This window comes from Pseudomonas sp. A (assembly GCF_056270345.1).
The window spans coordinates 498,907-514,678 of record NZ_CM149873.1; the positions used below are offsets into that span (position 1 = coordinate 498,907).

Sequence of the window (15,772 nt, forward strand, 5' to 3'; positions counted from 1 at the left end):
CTCTCCATTTTCCGGTGGCCGCCCACAGGCGGCCTCAGGGTTGATCACACAGCAAACAGCAGGAACTCACGCTCCCAGGAGCTGATGACGCGCTTGAAGTTCTCATGCTCGGCGCGCTTGGTGGCGACGTAGCCGGTGATGAATTTCTTGCCCAGGTACTGCACCAGCGCGCGGCTGTTCTCCATGCGCTCCAGGGCGTCCTCGATGGTCAGCGGCAGGCGCAGGTTGCGCCGCTCATAGCCACGGCCCTGCACCGGCGCGCTGGCCTCGATGCCCTCGACCATGCCGATGTAGCCGCACAGCAGGCTGGCGGCGATGGCCAGGTAGGGGTTGGCGTCGGCGCCCGGCAAGCGGTTCTCGACCCGGCGGTTCTGCGGGCCGGCATCCGGCACGCGCAGGCCGACGGTACGGTTCTCTTCGCCCCACTCGACGTTCACCGGCGCCGAGGTGTCCGGCAGGAAGCGGCGGAACGAGTTGACGTTGGGGGCGAACAGCGGCAGCGCCTCGGGGATGAACTTCTGCAGGCCGCCGATATGGTGCAGGAACAGCTCGCTCATGCTGCCGTCGGCGTTGGAAAAGATGTTCTTGCCGGTGGCCACGTCGACCACGCTCTGGTGCAGGTGCATCGCGCTGCCCGGCTCGCCGGTCATGGGCTTGGCCATGAAGGTGGCGGCCACGTTGTGCTTGAGCGCGGCCTCGCGCATGGTGCGCTTGAACACCAGGATCTGGTCGGCCAGGTGCAGGGCATCGCCATGACGGAAGTTGATTTCCATCTGCGCGGTGCCGTCTTCGTGGATCAGCGTGTCGAGGTCCAGCTGCTGCAGTTCGCACCAGTCGTAGACATCCTCGAACAGCGGGTCGAATTCGTTGGCCGCCTCGATGGAGAACGACTGCCGCCCGGTTTCCGGACGGCCGGAACGGCCCACCGGCGGCTGCAGCGGAAAGTCCGGGTCTTCGCTACGCTTGGTGAGGTAGAACTCCATCTCGGGCGCGACGATCGGCTGCCAGCCCTTGTCGGCATAGAGTTTCAGGACCTTCTTCAATACGTTGCGCGGCGACAGCTCGACCGGGTTGCCCTTCTTGTCGTAGGTGTCGTGGATCACCTGGGCGGTCGGCTCGATGGCCCATGGCACGAGAAACACCGCGTTCTCGTCGGGGCGGCAGATCATGTCGATGTCGGCCGGGTCGAGCAGTTCGTAATAGATGTCGTCGTCGACGTAGTCGCCGGTCACGGTCTGCAGCAGCACGCTCTCGGGCAGGCGCATGCCTTTCTCGGCGATGAATTTGTTGGTGGGCGAGATCTTGCCGCGGGTGATGCCGGTCAGGTCGCTGATCAGGCATTCCACTTCGGTGATCTTGTGCTCTTTCAACCAATCGGTGAGCTGGTCGAGGTTGTGACTCATAAATACCTCAGGAGGTAATGTGGCGCGGTTGCAGGCAACCGGCGGCCACTGACGCCAGGCGTCGGGCAAAGTCGGCGCGCAGGGCGCCGAGGGGCCTGGAAAGGCCCGCGCCTTGATTCTGGATGCTGTGCATGGCTAAAGCAAAAACCCACGCGCGGGACCACAGCGGATACACACCGCGAGCGCGTGTCCGAGCAGAAAGCGAAGGGCAGAAGGAAAGGAGGTGTAGCGGTAAAGCGTTACGAGGTATGGCTTTTTTACGCGAACCGTCAATTATTGCGGCCAGCGCGGCGCCCTTTCGATGCAGGCGTGCGATGACCGGACGGCAACCGGGAGATGTACCTGAACGCACCGTGCATGCGGCGCTGACAGGTCTCGGCAAGCGGACCATGTGACCCTCGTATTATTGTGTTCTGGGTTGTGACCGAGCTTATCCTCGTTCATTTTTTTACACAACCTCTCCGTAAAAAATAAAACACGCCCCGCTCGGGATAACCCTTCAGGGCGAAAATAGCGGATAATGGCACGCCCCGATATGCAGCAAATCTGCCGTAGATGTGCCATTTAAGGGCATCATGGGCTTGGCTTGACTTCACCTGGTCTTTCCGATTGACTGGGGTTGCAAGCCCCCCTTGATTGATATTTTTAACAACAAAGGTGTTGCATCATGTCGGTACCCCCGCGTGCCGTTCAGCTTAACGAAGCGAACGCGTTCCTTAAGGAACATCCTGAGGTTCTCTACGTTGACCTTCTGATTGCAGATATGAATGGTGTGGTGCGCGGCAAGCGCATAGAGCGCACCAGCCTCCACAAGGTTTACGAGAAAGGCATCAACCTGCCTGCCTCCCTCTTCGCCCTGGATATCAACGGTTCGACCGTCGAAAGCACCGGCCTTGGCCTGGACATCGGCGACGCCGACCGCATCTGCTACCCCATCCCCGGCACCCTCTCCAACGAACCCTGGCAGAAGCGCCCGACCGCGCAGCTGCTGATGACCATGCACGAAATCGAAGGCGAGCCGTTCTTCGCCGACCCGCGTGAAGTGCTGCGCCAGGTGGTGAGCAAGTTCACCGACATGGGCCTGACCATCTGCGCCGCGTTCGAGCTGGAGTTCTACCTGATCGACCAGGAGAACGTGAACGGCCGTCCACAGCCGCCGCGCTCGCCAATCTCGGGCAAGCGCCCGCAGTCGACCCAGGTGTACCTGATCGACGACCTCGACGAATACGCCGACTGCCTGCAGGACATCCTCGAAGGCGCGAAAGAACAAGGCATCCCGGCCGACGCCATCGTCAAGGAAAGCGCCCCGGCGCAGTTCGAAGTCAACCTGCACCACGTCGCCGACCCGCTCAAGGCCTGTGACTACGCAGTACTGCTCAAGCGCCTGATCAAGAACATCGCCTACGACCATGAAATGGACACCACCTTCATGGCCAAGCCCTACCCGGGCCAGGCAGGCAACGGCCTGCATGTACACATTTCCGTGCTGGACAAGGATGGCAACAACATCTTCACCAGCGAGGATCCCGAGCAGAACGCCGCGCTACGTCACGCTGTCGGCGGTGTGCTCGAGACCCTGCCCGCTTCGATGGCGTTCCTCTGCCCGAACGTCAACTCGTACCGCCGTTTCGGTGCGCAGTTCTACGTGCCCAACGCACCGAGCTGGGGCCTGGACAACCGTACCGTGGCCCTGCGCGTGCCGACCGGCTCGCCTGATGCCGTGCGCATCGAGCACCGGGTGGCCGGCGCCGACGCCAACCCGTACCTGATGATGGCGGCCGTGCTGGCCGGCGTGCACCATGGTCTGACCAACAAGATCGAACCGGGCGAGCCGATCGAAGGCAACTCGTACGAGCAGCTGGAGCAGAGCCTGCCGAACAACCTGCGTGATGCCCTGCGCGAGCTGGACGACAGCGAGATCCTCAACAAGTACATCGATCCGAAGTACATCGACATCTTCGTCGCGTGCAAGGAGAGCGAGCTGGAGGAGTTCGAGCATTCGATCTCCGACCTCGAGTACAACTGGTACCTGCACACCGTGTAAACGAAAACGCCGCCCACAAGGGCGGCGTTTTTCTTTGGCCCGCAGATACACCCATCCATGTGTAGGAGCGGCCTTGCGCCGCGAAAGGGGTGCGAAGCGCCCCCAAGATTTGTGCATCAATTCTGAAATTGCCGGGGCCGCTGCGCGGCCCTTTCCGGCCGGTCCGACGCCTCGGCAAGGCCGCTCCTACAGGGGCCGTATTTGCTGTCAGAGCGACTTCTCGAAAATCTTCGAATTACGCTGGTAGTTGTACAGCGACGCCCGCGCCGCCGGCAGCCGTTCCACGCCACTGGGTGCGAAGCCGCGCTCACGGAACCAGTGCGCAGTCCGGGTCGTCAACACGAACAGGGTATTGAGCCCCAGCTTGCGCGCCCGCTCCTCGATGCGCTCGAGCAGTTCGTCGCCACGCCCGCCATGCCGGTACTCCGGGTTCACCGCCAGGCACGCCAGCTCCCCGGCCTCGGAGTCGGCAATCGGGTACAGCGCCGCGCAGGCGATAATCATGCCCTCGCGCTCGACCACGCTGAACTGCTCGATCTCCCGCTCCAGCACCTCGCGCGAACGGCGCACCAGAATGCCCTGCTCTTCCAGCGGGCTGATCAGCTCCAGCAGGCCGCCGACATCCTCGATGGTCGCCTCGCGCACCACCTCGAACTGCTCCTGGGACACCAGCGTGCCGCCACCGCCACGGGTGAACAGCTCGGTCAGCAGCGCGCCGTCCTCGGCATAGCTGACGATATGGCTGCGCGCCACGCCGCCCTTGCAGGCCTCGGCGGCGGCATCCAGCAGCTCGGCCTGGTAGTCGCTGCCCAGGCGCTGCAGGTGCGGCGCAATGTGTTGTGGCCGCAGTTCGCGCACCAGCTGGCCATGGGCGTCCAGCAGGCCCGGCTCGGCGCCGAACAGCAGCAGCTTGTCGGCACCCAGCTCGATGGCGGCGCGGGTGGCCACGTCCTCGCAGGCGAGGTTGAAGATCTCGCCGGTCGGCGAATAGCCCAGCGGCGACAGCAGCACGATGGAGCGCTCGTCGAGCAGGCGGTTGATCCCCTTGCGGTCGACCCGGCGCACTTCGCCGGTGTGGTGGTAGTCGACCCCCTCGAGCACACCGATCGGCCGTGCCGTGACCAGGTTGCCGGAGGCCACCCGCAGGCGCGAGCCCTGCATCGGCGAGGCCGCCATGTCCATCGACAGGCGCGCCTCGATGGCCAGGCGCAGGGCGCCGACCGCATCGATCACGCAGTCGAGCGTCGCCGCGTCGGTAATGCGCATGCCGTGATGGTAGTGCGGGGTCAGGCCGCGCGCGGCCAGGCGACTTTCGATCTGCGGGCGCGAACCATGGACCAGCACCAGGCGCACGCCGAGGCTGTGCAGCAGCACCAGGTCGTGGACGATGTTGCCGAAGTTCGGGTGTTCGACGCCGTCACCGGGGAGCATGACCACGAAGGTGCAGTCGCGGTGGGCGTTGATGTAGGGAGACGCATGACGCAGCCAGTTGACGTAATCGGGCATGACAGGGCCTGTGGATAAGTGAACGGAGAACGAAAAGGCGCACAACGTTCGAAAGTCATCGTCGGAACAGGCTTGCGGTCACGCGCGGTCTCCTCTGGTCAGGGAAAGATCAATGGCTCAGGCAATAGTGCCGGATCAGGTCACGCAATAGACGCACGGTAGGCTCGATTCGTGACATTTCAAGGTATTCGCCGGGCTGGTGGGCACAGGCGATGTCACCCGGGCCGAGCACGATGGTCTGGCAACCGAGCTGCTGAAGATAAGGTGCTTCGGTGCCAAAGGCCACCGCTTCGGCTCGGTGGCCGGTCAGACGCTCGGCCACCCGCACCAGTTCGCTGTCGGCGTTCTGCTCGAACGGCGGCACTTCGGGGAACAGCGGCGCATAGTCGATACGCACTTCATGGCGCTCGGCCAATGGCGCGAGCTTGCCGCGGATCGCCGCGCGCAGCTGCTCGACATCCATGCCCGGCAGCGGGCGCAGGTCGAACTCCAGGGCGCACTGGCCACAGATGCGGTTGGGGTTGTCGCCACCGTGGATGCAGCCGAAGTTCAGGGTCGGCGTCGGCACCGTGAACTGCGGGTTGCGGTACTGCTCCTGCCAGGTGCGACGCAGGCCCATCAGCTCACCCATCACCGCGTGCATGGCTTCCATGGCGCTGCGGCCCAGGCTCGGATCCGACGAATGGCCACTGCGGCCAAGGATATCGATGCGGTCCATGAGGATGCCCTTGTGCATCCTGATCGGCTTGAGCCCGGTGGGTTCGCCGATCACCGCCGCCCGTCCGAGCGGCTGGCCGGCCTCGGCCAGGGCGCGGGCGCCGGACATCGAGCTTTCCTCGTCGCAGGTGGCGAGGATCAGCAGCGGTTGCGTGAAGTCGTGTTCGAGCAGCGGGATCACCGCGTCGATGACCAGGGCGAAGAAGCCTTTCATGTCGCAGCTACCCAGCCCGACCCAACGGCCATCGACCTCGGTCAGCTTGAGTGGATCGCTGCTCCACAGCTGCGGGTCAAAGGGCACGGTATCGCTGTGCCCGGCCAGCACCAGGCCGCCCGGGCCGGTGCCGCGGCTGGCCAGGAGGTTGAACTTGCCGGGGCTGACCTGCTGGATCTCGCAGGTGAAGCCCAGGTCATCCAGCCAGCCGGCCAGCAGGTCGATGACCGCGCGGTTGGACTGGTCCAGCGCGGGTTGAGTGCAACTGACCGAGGGCGCGGCGATCAGGGCGGCGAACTGGTCTTTCAGCGACGGCAACGGCATGCGCGGACTCCTAGACGGCATCGAAGGTCATCATAACAATGCAATCCCTAAGTAGAGCAAGCCATTGCCGGGACCGAGGTGCGCGCATTTCGTGGGTAAACCCGCTCCCACAAGTACAATGCAAACCCTGTGGGAGCGGGTTTACCCGCGAAGGGGGCGGCACGGACCGACAGTCATCCCCTGACTCCTGTAGACTGCTCGACAACGATGCCCCTCCTTCCGAGCCCGCGATGCACAAAGAAACCGAACTCAAACTCCGCGCCAGCCGCGAGACCCTTGCCGCGCTGCGCGAGCACCCCCTGCTGAAGAAGCGCAACAAGTCCGGCTGGCAGACCCGCGAACTGCTCAACCAGTACTTCGACACCCCGGAGCGCGACCTGTCCGCCGCCCGTGTTGCCCTGCGCCTGCGTCGCGATGGCGAGGTCATCATCCAGACCCTCAAGTGCCGTGGCCAGAGCGTCGCCGGGCTGTCCGAGCGCAACGAGCACGAGTGGCACCTGGACAAGGCCAAGCTCGACCTGAAGAAGCTCGACGCCGCCTGCTGGCCCGAGCAACTGGCCGAGCTGGACAAGAAGACCATCAAGCCGCTGTTCACCACCGACTTCACCCGCGAGTACGCCGAGATCTCCTGGGGCCGCGGCAAGGCGAAGGTGGTGATCGAGGCTGCGCTGGACCAGGGTTTCGTCATCGCCGGCAAGCGCAAGGAAGAGATCTGCGAGCTGGAGCTGGAGCTGCGTGAAGGGGCTCCGGAAGCGCTGCTGGAGCTGGCCGCCGAGCTGTCCGCCAGCCTGGCCCTGATGCCCTGCGACATCAGCAAGGCCGAGCGCGGCTACCGCCTGCTCGATCCGGACAGCTACGAGCTGGGCCTGCCGGTGACCGAACTGCAGGCCGAGATGCCGCTGGACGACGCCTACGCCGCCCTCGCCTGGCAACTGCTGGGCAGCAGCCAGCGCCTGGCCGAGCAGTATCGCCACAATGGCCACTGGCGCCTGCTGCAGGACTGGGTTCGCTGCCTGGCCGAACTGCGCGCCCTCACTGCCAGCCTCGGCCAGGCCGCGCCGCGCCCGACCACCCGCGCCCTGCGCGCCAGCCTCGACGCGCTGCTGGAAGACTGGCGCCCGCTGGTGCTGGCCGGCAACGATGACGAGGACATTCGCCGCGCCGCCCCCGAGCAGTTCGCCGAAGAGCTGGAAGACCCGCGCTGGGGCCAGTTCTCCCTGGAGACCGCGCGCTGGCTGACTGCCCGCGCCTGGACCGCCGAGCGCAAGGGCCGTGGCGAGCGCCAGGGCAACGCGCAGCTGGCCAGCTGGCTGCAGCACCTGCTGGGCGAGGAGTCCCGCGCCCTGAAGCTGCCGCTGTACGTGCAGCGCCCGGAAGACCTGGCCGAGCAGCTGCCGCGCATCGAATGCGTGCAGGCGTGGCTGCACCACGCCCGCCAGGTGCTGGACCTGCCGCAGCAGGACCGTCTCTACGGCGAGCTGAACAAACTGCACGAGCTGGCCGAGCTGCCGCTGGTCGAAGAAGGCAAGGAAGAACTGCTCGAAGACCGCATCGAGCAGGCCCGCGCCATCGAGCAGAACCGCGCCTGGAAGCATCTGCTCAAGGCCTGAGTCCGCGCCGCCCGCTCCTGCACTGCGTGGGAGCGGGCTTGTTCCACGATCGACGCTTCAGGGTCTCAACGGCAAGCTGGTGGTCGACTTGATCTCCGACAAGGCCACGATCGAGTTCACCTCCTGGATACCCGGCACGTTCGACAGCTTTTCGAAGAAGAACCGCTCATATGCCTCGATATCCGAGGTGACGATGCGCAGCAGGAAGTCCACCGCCCCCATCAGCACGTAGCATTCCAGCACTTCGGGAAAACCGCGGATGGCCTCGGTGAACTCGGCGAAGTTCGAACGCCCGTGGGCGTTGAGCTTCACTTCGGCAAAGATCTGCGTGTTCAGCCCTACCTTCTTGCGATCCAGCAGGGTCACCTGCCCGCGGATCACGCCCTCCTCCTTCAAGCGCTGGATGCGCCGCCAGCACGGCGACTGCGACAGGCCCACACGCTCGGCGATCTGCGCACTGGACAGTGACGCGTCCTCCTGCAGCAATTCGAGGATGCGCCGATCATAGGCATCCAGCTCGCCATGCATTATCAATTCTCCAAAATTTAACTTTGCGAATTGAATTATTCGCAAACAATACAAAACACTCAAATCATAGCGAAAAAATACCACCGCCAACGTGCAAGAATTTCTCCACTTTCGCGGAGAAACGCCATGCACGCAGCCGAACACCCCAGGATCGATGCCTGGGCCGCCAACACCGCCCACAGCACCGTCCACTACCGCCTGCAGGCCGAGGCGGAACCGGACAGCCTGTGCCGGGTGCTCAACCTGTTCGCCCTGCAGTTCCTCACGCCGCACAGCGTGCAGGTCAGCCAGTGCGATGACCTGCTGGACATGGAAATCGGCATCGGCGGCCTGAGCTGGCACCGCGCCGAAGTCATCGCGCAGAAGCTGCGCAACCTGGTCTGCGTGGCCGATGTCAGCCTGGAGTGCCGGCCACGCCTGGCGCAGGCCGCCTCGGCCTGATCGCGCTCCGGCAAGATTCCGAAACCCTTTATTCACCCGACCGCCGCGCCCTCTGGCTAGCCTTGCCAGCGTCATGGATCACCTGGCAGGGATATCGCCATGTTCGCCAACGCTAGCCAAGACCTGGACCTGAACCGCCTGCTCGACGCCTTGCTCGCCGAACAGCGGATCGCCGCCTGCGACGCGCTCAAGGCGCTCGAACGGGCCAGGCAGCACCCTGACAAGCATCCCCTGGAGCTGATTGCCGAGCTGGCCCTGGCAGACCCGTTGCACCCTGGCCAGCACCTGAGCCTCGACGCGCTCTGCCACTGGCTGGCGGGCGTGGTGGGCCAACCGTTCCTGCACATCGACCCGCTGCGGGTCGACCTGACACAGATCGCCAACCTGATGTCCGCGGCCTTCGCCGAACGCCACGGCATTCTCGCCGTGGCAGTGGACGACAGCAGCGTCACCGTGGCCAGCGCCCAACCCTATCGACGTGACTGGGAAGCCGACCTGAGCCAAGCCCTGGGCAAGCGCGTGCAACGGGTGCTGGCCAGTCCACGGCAGATCCGCCAGCTGACGCCCACCTTCTTCGGCCTGGCGCATTCGCTGCGCGGTGCCGGACAGCCCCCTACACCCGGGCTCGGCGAGCTGGAGCAACTGCTGGAGCTCGGCGCTAGCCAAGCGCAGGCGGACGCCGACGATCAGCATGTGGTGCGCATCGTCGACTGGATACTGCAATACGCCATCGAACAGCGCGCCAGCGATATCCACCTGGAACCGCGCCGTGAACTGGGTCACCTGCGCCTGCGCATCGATGGCCTGCTGTACCCCGTCTATGCCTTCCCGGCCGGCGTCGCCCTGGCCATGGTCAGCCGCCTCAAGCACCTGGGCCGGATGAACGTGGCGGAGAAACGCCGGCCACAGGACGGCCGCCTGAAAAGCCGCCTGGCGGATGGCGCGCAGATCGAACTGCGCCTGTCCACGCTGCCCACGCCATTCGGCGAAAAGCTGGTGCTGCGCCTGTTCGATCCGCAGCTACGCCACGAAACCCTCGAACACCTTGGCCTGGAGGCGCCCTTGCTCACCCAGTGGAAAGCCCTGCTGCAGCGACGCCAGGGTATCCTGCTGGTGACCGGGCCCACCGGCTCGGGCAAGACCAGTACCCTGTACGCCAGCCTGCGCCACCTGGCCACGCCCCAGGTCAACCTGTGCAGCATCGAAGACCCCATCGAGCGACTGGAGCCTGCGATCAACCAGCTGCAGGTGCAACCAGGCCTGGGCCTGGGCTTCGCCGATGGCGTGCGCGCCCTGCTGCGGCAGGACCCGGACATCATCATGATCGGCGAGATCCGCGATCAGGAAACCGCCCAGGTGGCAGTACAAGCGGCCCTGACCGGCCACCTGGTGCTGTCCACCCTGCACACCGACGATGCCTGCGCGGCGATCACCCGCCTGCAGGAGCTGAAGGTGGCCGACTATCTGATCAGGGCCACGCTGCTCGGGGTCATGGCCCAGCGCCTGGTGCGCACCCTGTGCCCATCCTGCCAAGGCATGGAGCACACTGATCGCCCCGCCTGCCAGACCTGCCGGGGCAGCGGCTTTCATGGCCGCACCGGGCTGTTCGAGCTGCTCCGGGTCGGCAGCGCGCTGCGCCAGCGCATTACCCCGGGCGCCGATCTGGAGGCGCTGCGCCAGCAGGCGGCCGCCGATGGCCTGCACGACCTGCGCCGCTGCGGGCGCCGGCTGGCCGAGCAACGGCTGACCTCCCTCGAGGAAGTGCTGCGGGTCTGTGGATAAGTAAGAAATCCCCTGTGTGGTCGGGAACTTGGCAGCGGAAAACCGGATCAAACCGGCATTCCGACAGCCCTCATCGACCGAGGTGATTCATCATGCGTTTCAAAACAGCCATCGCAGCCACCGTCCTCTGCTCGCTGCCCCTTGGCTCCGCCATGGCCGACACGTTCTGGCGCAACATCATCTCCTCCGGTGCCACCACTGCCTCGACCTACCTGACCTTCAAGGATCACAAGCTGATCGTCGCCGCCCAGGACGACGCCGGCAGCTTCGTCGCCAGCGAAGGCGCCATCCGCGGGCCGTTCCTGGAAGCCGCGATCCGCCAGGTGCGCGCGGACAACCCGGGCGTCCAGGCCAGCGACATGGAGCTGGCCAACGCGATCCTGGCCAAGAACGCCGTGGCCGAGTAATCATTCAAAACAAACGCTCCCTTCTGTAGGAGCGGCCTTGTGCCGCGAAAGGGCCGAAAGCGGCTCCGGCGATATCAGCTTGGTCCACGAATCGCCGGGGGTGCTTCGCACCCCTTTTCGCGGCACAAGGCCGCTCCTACAGGGGATGGTTCCCCTCTCAGCGATATGCCTCCACCGGCACGCACGCACAGAACAGGTTCCTGTCTCCATACACGTTGTCGACCCGGTTCACCGCCGGCCAGTACTTATGCTGGCGCGCGTGAGCGCTGGGGGCGATGCCCTGCTCGATGCTGTATGGCCGGTTCCACGGCGCCAGCACGTCGGCCAGGGTATGCGGCGCATGCTTGAGCGGATTGTCCTCGGCCGGCCAGTTACCCTCCTGTACTTCGGCGATTTCCGCCCTGATCGCCAGCATCGCCTCGACGAAACGGTCCAGTTCGGCCTTCGACTCGCTTTCGGTGGGCTCGACCATCAGCGTGCCCGGCACCGGGAACGACATGGTCGGCGCATGGAAGCCGTAGTCCATCAGGCGCTTGGCCACATCCTCCTCGGTGATGCCGGTCAGCGCCTTGAGCGGCCGCAGGTCAAAGATGCACTCATGGGCCACCCGTTGGTTGCGCCCACGGTAGAGCACCGGGAAGGCATCGCGCAGCTGGCTGGCCAGGTAGTTGGCGGACAGGATCGCCACCTCGCTGGCGTCGGCCAGTTGCGGCCCCATCATGGCGATGTACATCCAGCTGATCGGCAGGATGCTGGCACTGCCCCAGGGCGCCGCGCTCACCGCGCTGTTGGTCGGCTCCAAGCCCGGCACCGGCACCACCGGGTGGCTGGCGACGAACGGCTTGAGGTGGGCGCGGATGCCGATCGGGCCCATGCCCGGACCGCCACCGCCATGGGGAATGCAGAAGGTCTTGTGCAGGTTCATGTGCGAGACATCGGCACCGATGTCCGCCGGTCGCGCCAGCCCCACCTGGGCATTGAGGTTGGCGCCGTCCATGTACACCTGCCCACCGTACTGGTGCACCACTTCGCAGATCTCGCGGATCCCCTCCTCGTACACGCCATGGGTGGAGGGGTAGGTCACCATGAGGCATGACAGCCGCTCGCCGGCGGCGTGGGCCTTGGCCTTGAGATCATCGAGATCGACGTTGCCGTCTTCGTCGCACTCGACGATCACCACTTCCATGCCGGCCATCTGCGCCGATGCCGGGTTGGTGCCATGGGCCGAGGACGGGATCAGGCACAAGGTGCGCCCGGGCTGGTGACGACTGCGGTGGTAACGGGTGATCGCCATGAGCCCGGCGTATTCGCCCTGGGCACCGGAGTTGGGCTGCATGCAGATGGCGTCGAAGCCGGTGATCGCGCACAACCAGCTTTCCAGCTCGTCGATCATCGCCTTGTAGCCTTGCACCTGGGCGGCCGGGGCAAAGGGATGCGGCTGGGCGAACTCCGACCAGGTGATGGGGATCATCTCGCTGCTGGCATTGAGCTTCATGGTGCACGAGCCCAGCGGGATCATTGACTGGTTCAGTGCCAGGTCCTTGTTCTCCAGCTGCTTGAGGTAGCGCAGCATCTCGGTTTCGCTGTGGTGCAGGTTGAACACCGGGTGCCCGAGGATCGGCGTACGGCGCACCAGCGCGCCGGGGATGCCTTCGGGCAGCGCCTGCTGGTCGAGCGTGGCGATGTCCAGGCCGTGGTCGACGCCGAGAAAGATATCCAGCAGCTTGAGCACCGTGGCTTCGTTACAGGTTTCGTCCAGGCTCACCCCCAGGTGCCCGCGCCCGAGGATGCGCAGGTTGATGCGCGCGGCCTCGGCGCTCTCGATGATCGCCGCCTGGGTGCCGCCGACGTCCAGGGTCAGGGTGTCGAAGAAGTGCTGGTTGAGGCGCTTGATGCCCTTGGCTTCGAGGCCGGCAGCGAGGATGAAGGTCAGCCGGTGCACCCGCTGGGCGATGCGCTGCAGGCCTTCGGGGCCGTGGTAGACGGCGTAGAAGCCGGCGATATTGGCCAGCAGCACCTGGGCCGTGCAGATATTGGAGTTGGCCTTCTCCCGGCGGATGTGTTGCTCGCGGGTTTGCAGGGCCATGCGCAGCGCGGTGTTGCCACGGGCATCGCGGGACACGCCGATGATGCGCCCGGGCATGGCCCGCTTGTAATCGTCGCGACAGGCGAAATAGGCCGCATGCGGCCCGCCGTAGCCCATGGGCACGCCAAAGCGCTGGGTCGAGCCGAGCACCACGTCGGCCCCCAGCTCGCCCGGCGGCGTCAGCACCACCAGGCTGAGAATGTCGGCGGCGACGCAGGCCAGGGCCTGCTGGGCGTGCAGTTGCTCGACCAGCGGACGCAGGTCGCGCACCTCGCCGTGGGTGTCCGGGTATTGCAGCAACGCGCCGAACACCTTGTGCTTGGCCAGGTTATCCACAGAATCGATGATCAGCTCGAAGCCGAAGCCCTCGGCGCGGGTCTTGAGCACCGACAGGGTCTGCGGGTGGCAGTGCTCGTCGGCGAAAAAGGCATTGCTCTTGCTGCGTGCCACACGCTTGGCCATGGCCATGGCCTCGGCGGCGGCGGTGGCCTCGTCGAGCAACGAGGCATTGGCCAGGGCCAGGCCGGTGAGGTCGATGACCATCTGCTGGTAGTTCAGCAGCGCCTCCAGCCGCCCTTGGGCGATTTCCGGCTGATAGGGCGTGTAGGCGGTGTACCAGCCGGGATTCTCCAGCACGTTGCGCAGGATGACCGTAGGGGTGATGGTCGCGTGGTAGCCCATGCCGATCAGGCTGGTCCACAGCTGGTTCTGCGCGGCATGGCTCGCCAGCCTGGCCAGCGCGGCCTGCTCGTCGAGAGCCGGCGGCAGGTCGAGCGGGCGGTTGAAGCGGATGCCCGGCGGTACCGTCTGCTCGATCAGTTCGCTGCGGCTGGCAACGCCAAGGGCGTCGAGCATGGCCTGCTGCTCCTGGGCATCGGGCCCCAGGTGGCGACGCAGGAAAGGGTTGGGCTCTTGCAGTTGATGCAGGGATGGCGACTGGGACATGGCGACGATCTCTTCCTGGACCAGTTCTCAAGGGAGACTTACAAGTCTAGGAAGGGATCGGCGATGTTGCGGGAAAACTTGCTTTTACAATACCGGCCTCATCGCGGGGCAAGCCCGCTCCCACGATGTGTACCATGCGTGGGAGCGGGCTTGCCCCGCGATGAGGCCGGTCCTGTCACTCGCCGATCAGGGCTGCGTAACCAGCGGCATCCAGCAGCTTGTCCAGCTCGGACTTGTCGCTCGGCTTGAGCTTGAAGATCCACGAATCGTACGGCGATTCGTTGAGCAGTTCCGGGCTGTCGGCCAGTTCTTCGTTGACCGCGATCACCTCGCCACCCACCGGCGCGTAGATGTCCGAAGCTGCCTTGACCGACTCGACCACGCCAGCGGCGTCGCCAGCAGCGAACACCTTGCCGACTTCGGCCAGCTCGACGAACACCACGTCACCCAGGGCTTCCTGGGCGTGATCGCTGATACCCACGGTCACTGTGCCATCGGCTTCCAGGCGGGCCCATTCATGGCTTTCGGCAAAACGCAGGTCGGCGGGGATTTGGCTCATTGTCTTGTATTCCTCGTTAGGGTCAGCGGTCGGCCCGCCATTTGAATAATCAGATCAGGATCTTGCCATGGCGCACGAAGGTCGGCTTGACCACCCGCACCGGGTACCACTTGCCGCGGATCTCCACCTCGGCGCGGTCGCCGGTGGCCATCGGCACGCGGGCCAAGGCAATGGATTTGCTCAGCGTAGGCGAGAAACTACCACTGGTTATCTCTCCTTCGCCAATCCCGGATACACGGACCACCTGGTGGGCACGCAGTACACCCCGCTCCTCGAGCACCAGGCCGACCAGTTTTTCCTTCACGCCCTGCTCGATTTCCGCCAGCAGGCCGGCACGGCCAATGAATTCGCGCCCCGCCGGCTCCCAGGCGACGCTCCAACCCAGGTTGGAGGTCAGCGGGGTGTGGGCTTCGTCGATGTCCTGGCCATACAGGTTCATGCCGGCTTCCAGGCGCAGCGTATCGCGCGCGCCCAGGCCGCTCGGGGCGATGCCGGCGCCGACCAGGTCGTTGAAGAACGCCGGGGCCTGTGCGCCGGGAAGGATGATCTCCAGGCCGTCCTCACCGGTATAACCGGTGCGGGCGATGAACCAGTCACCGTCGGCGAGGCCTTCGAACGGGCGCAGTTCGCGGATCAGCGCGGCACGCGAGGCGCTGAGCAAGGCGGCGACCTTTTCCCGGGCATGGGGGCCCTGGATGGCGAGAATGGCCAGGTCAGGGCGCACCTTGAAACTGACCTTGAAACCTTCGCTACGCGCTTGCAGCCAGGCCAGTACCTTGTCGCGGGTGGCGGCATTGGCCACCAGACGGTAGCCGTCCTCGGTGCGGTAGGCGATCAGGTCGTCGATCACCCCGCCGTCGGCGTTGAGCAGGGGGCTGTAGAGGGCCTTGCCGGGGCTTTCCAGACGCGTCACGTCATTGGCCAGCAGGTGTTGCAGCCAGGGTGTGGCGGCGCAACCGTCGATATCGATGACGGTCATGTGGGAGACATCGAAGACCCCGCAGTCACTGCGCACCTGGTGGTGCTCCTCGACTTGCGAGCCGTAATGCAGGGGCATGTCCCATCCGCCGAAATCGACCGTCTTGGCGCCGAGCGCCAGGTGCAGGTCATACAGAGGCGTACGCTGTCCCATGGGTTTCTCCTTCCGGGCGTGGCGAGGCGGCGGCGGTCGGCGATGTTCAATCATCACCTGTTCTTGTAGGACCC

Annotated in this window: 12 protein-coding genes; 5 read left to right on the forward strand and 7 right to left on the reverse strand. The window is 65.2% G+C overall.

What is annotated here, in order from left to right; genetic code table 11:
- Positions 1 to 44: 44 nt before the first annotated feature.
- A complete protein-coding gene (locus tag AC0MAZ_RS02295; protein ID WP_028688542.1) occupies positions 45 to 1,403 on the reverse strand; it encodes a glutamine synthetase family protein in 1,359 nt (452 codons plus the stop codon).
- A 667-nt stretch (positions 1,404 to 2,070) separates the two neighbouring features.
- Between AC0MAZ_RS02295 and AC0MAZ_RS02300 the strand changes: the two genes are divergently transcribed.
- Complete coding sequence (locus tag AC0MAZ_RS02300) at positions 2,071 to 3,447, forward strand: glutamine synthetase family protein (RefSeq protein ID WP_110734219.1); 1,377 nt, start codon at positions 2,071 to 2,073, stop codon at positions 3,445 to 3,447.
- 207 nt (positions 3,448 to 3,654) lie between these two features.
- Here the strand turns inward: AC0MAZ_RS02300 and argA are convergent, their stop codons facing one another.
- Positions 3,655 to 4,953: an amino-acid N-acetyltransferase gene (gene argA, locus AC0MAZ_RS02305; protein ID WP_254464437.1), complete on the reverse strand. Its 1,299-nt coding sequence runs from the start codon at positions 4,951 to 4,953 to the stop codon at positions 3,655 to 3,657.
- Positions 4,954 to 5,062: 109 nt separating this feature from the next.
- The gene (argE, locus tag AC0MAZ_RS02310; RefSeq protein ID WP_232854988.1) at positions 5,063 to 6,208 is read right to left on the reverse strand and encodes an acetylornithine deacetylase; all 1,146 of its coding nucleotides are present in this window, start codon (positions 6,206 to 6,208) and stop codon (positions 5,063 to 5,065) included.
- Positions 6,209 to 6,438: 230 nt separating this feature from the next.
- Between argE and AC0MAZ_RS02315 the strand changes: the two genes are divergently transcribed.
- Entirely contained in the window at positions 6,439 to 7,818 is a 1,380-nt protein-coding gene (locus tag AC0MAZ_RS02315) for a CYTH domain-containing protein (protein WP_234560605.1), read from the forward strand.
- Between the two features lie 57 nt (positions 7,819 to 7,875).
- Here the strand turns inward: AC0MAZ_RS02315 and AC0MAZ_RS02320 are convergent, their stop codons facing one another.
- A complete protein-coding gene (locus AC0MAZ_RS02320; protein ID WP_050707492.1) occupies positions 7,876 to 8,346 on the reverse strand; it encodes an Lrp/AsnC family transcriptional regulator in 471 nt (156 codons plus the stop codon).
- Positions 8,347 to 8,472: 126 nt separating this feature from the next.
- On the opposite strand from AC0MAZ_RS02320, the gene AC0MAZ_RS02325 reads away from it, so the two are divergent.
- The 3 genes from AC0MAZ_RS02325 (at position 8,473) to AC0MAZ_RS02335 (ending at position 10,976) form a co-directional block, all read left to right on the forward strand.
- Entirely contained in the window at positions 8,473 to 8,787 is a 315-nt protein-coding gene (locus tag AC0MAZ_RS02325) for a hypothetical protein (protein ID WP_203649577.1), read from the forward strand.
- Between the two features lie 99 nt (positions 8,788 to 8,886).
- Positions 8,887 to 10,569 carry a GspE/PulE family protein gene (locus AC0MAZ_RS02330; protein WP_254464440.1) on the forward strand — a complete coding sequence of 561 codons (1,683 nt, stop codon included), beginning with the start codon at positions 8,887 to 8,889 and terminating at the stop codon, positions 10,567 to 10,569.
- 92 nt (positions 10,570 to 10,661) lie between these two features.
- The gene (locus tag AC0MAZ_RS02335; protein WP_028688550.1) at positions 10,662 to 10,976 is read left to right on the forward strand and encodes a DUF2388 domain-containing protein; all 315 of its coding nucleotides are present in this window, start codon (positions 10,662 to 10,664) and stop codon (positions 10,974 to 10,976) included.
- 157 nt (positions 10,977 to 11,133) lie between these two features.
- Here the strand turns inward: AC0MAZ_RS02335 and gcvP are convergent, their stop codons facing one another.
- From gcvP to gcvT, 3 genes are all read right to left on the reverse strand, one after another.
- Positions 11,134 to 14,007, reverse strand: a complete 2,874-nt coding sequence (gcvP, locus tag AC0MAZ_RS02340; protein ID WP_475860043.1) for an aminomethyl-transferring glycine dehydrogenase — start codon at positions 14,005 to 14,007, stop codon at positions 11,134 to 11,136.
- 175 nt (positions 14,008 to 14,182) lie between these two features.
- Positions 14,183 to 14,566 (reverse strand): glycine cleavage system protein GcvH, encoded by a 384-nt coding sequence (gene gcvH, locus AC0MAZ_RS02345; RefSeq protein WP_203649571.1) that lies wholly within the window; start codon positions 14,564 to 14,566, stop codon positions 14,183 to 14,185.
- 49 nt (positions 14,567 to 14,615) lie between these two features.
- On the reverse strand, positions 14,616 to 15,698 hold the full coding sequence (gene gcvT, locus AC0MAZ_RS02350; RefSeq protein WP_475860045.1) for a glycine cleavage system aminomethyltransferase GcvT: 1,083 nt from the start codon (positions 15,696 to 15,698) through the stop codon (positions 14,616 to 14,618).
- Between the last annotated feature and the right edge of the window lie 74 nt (positions 15,699 to 15,772).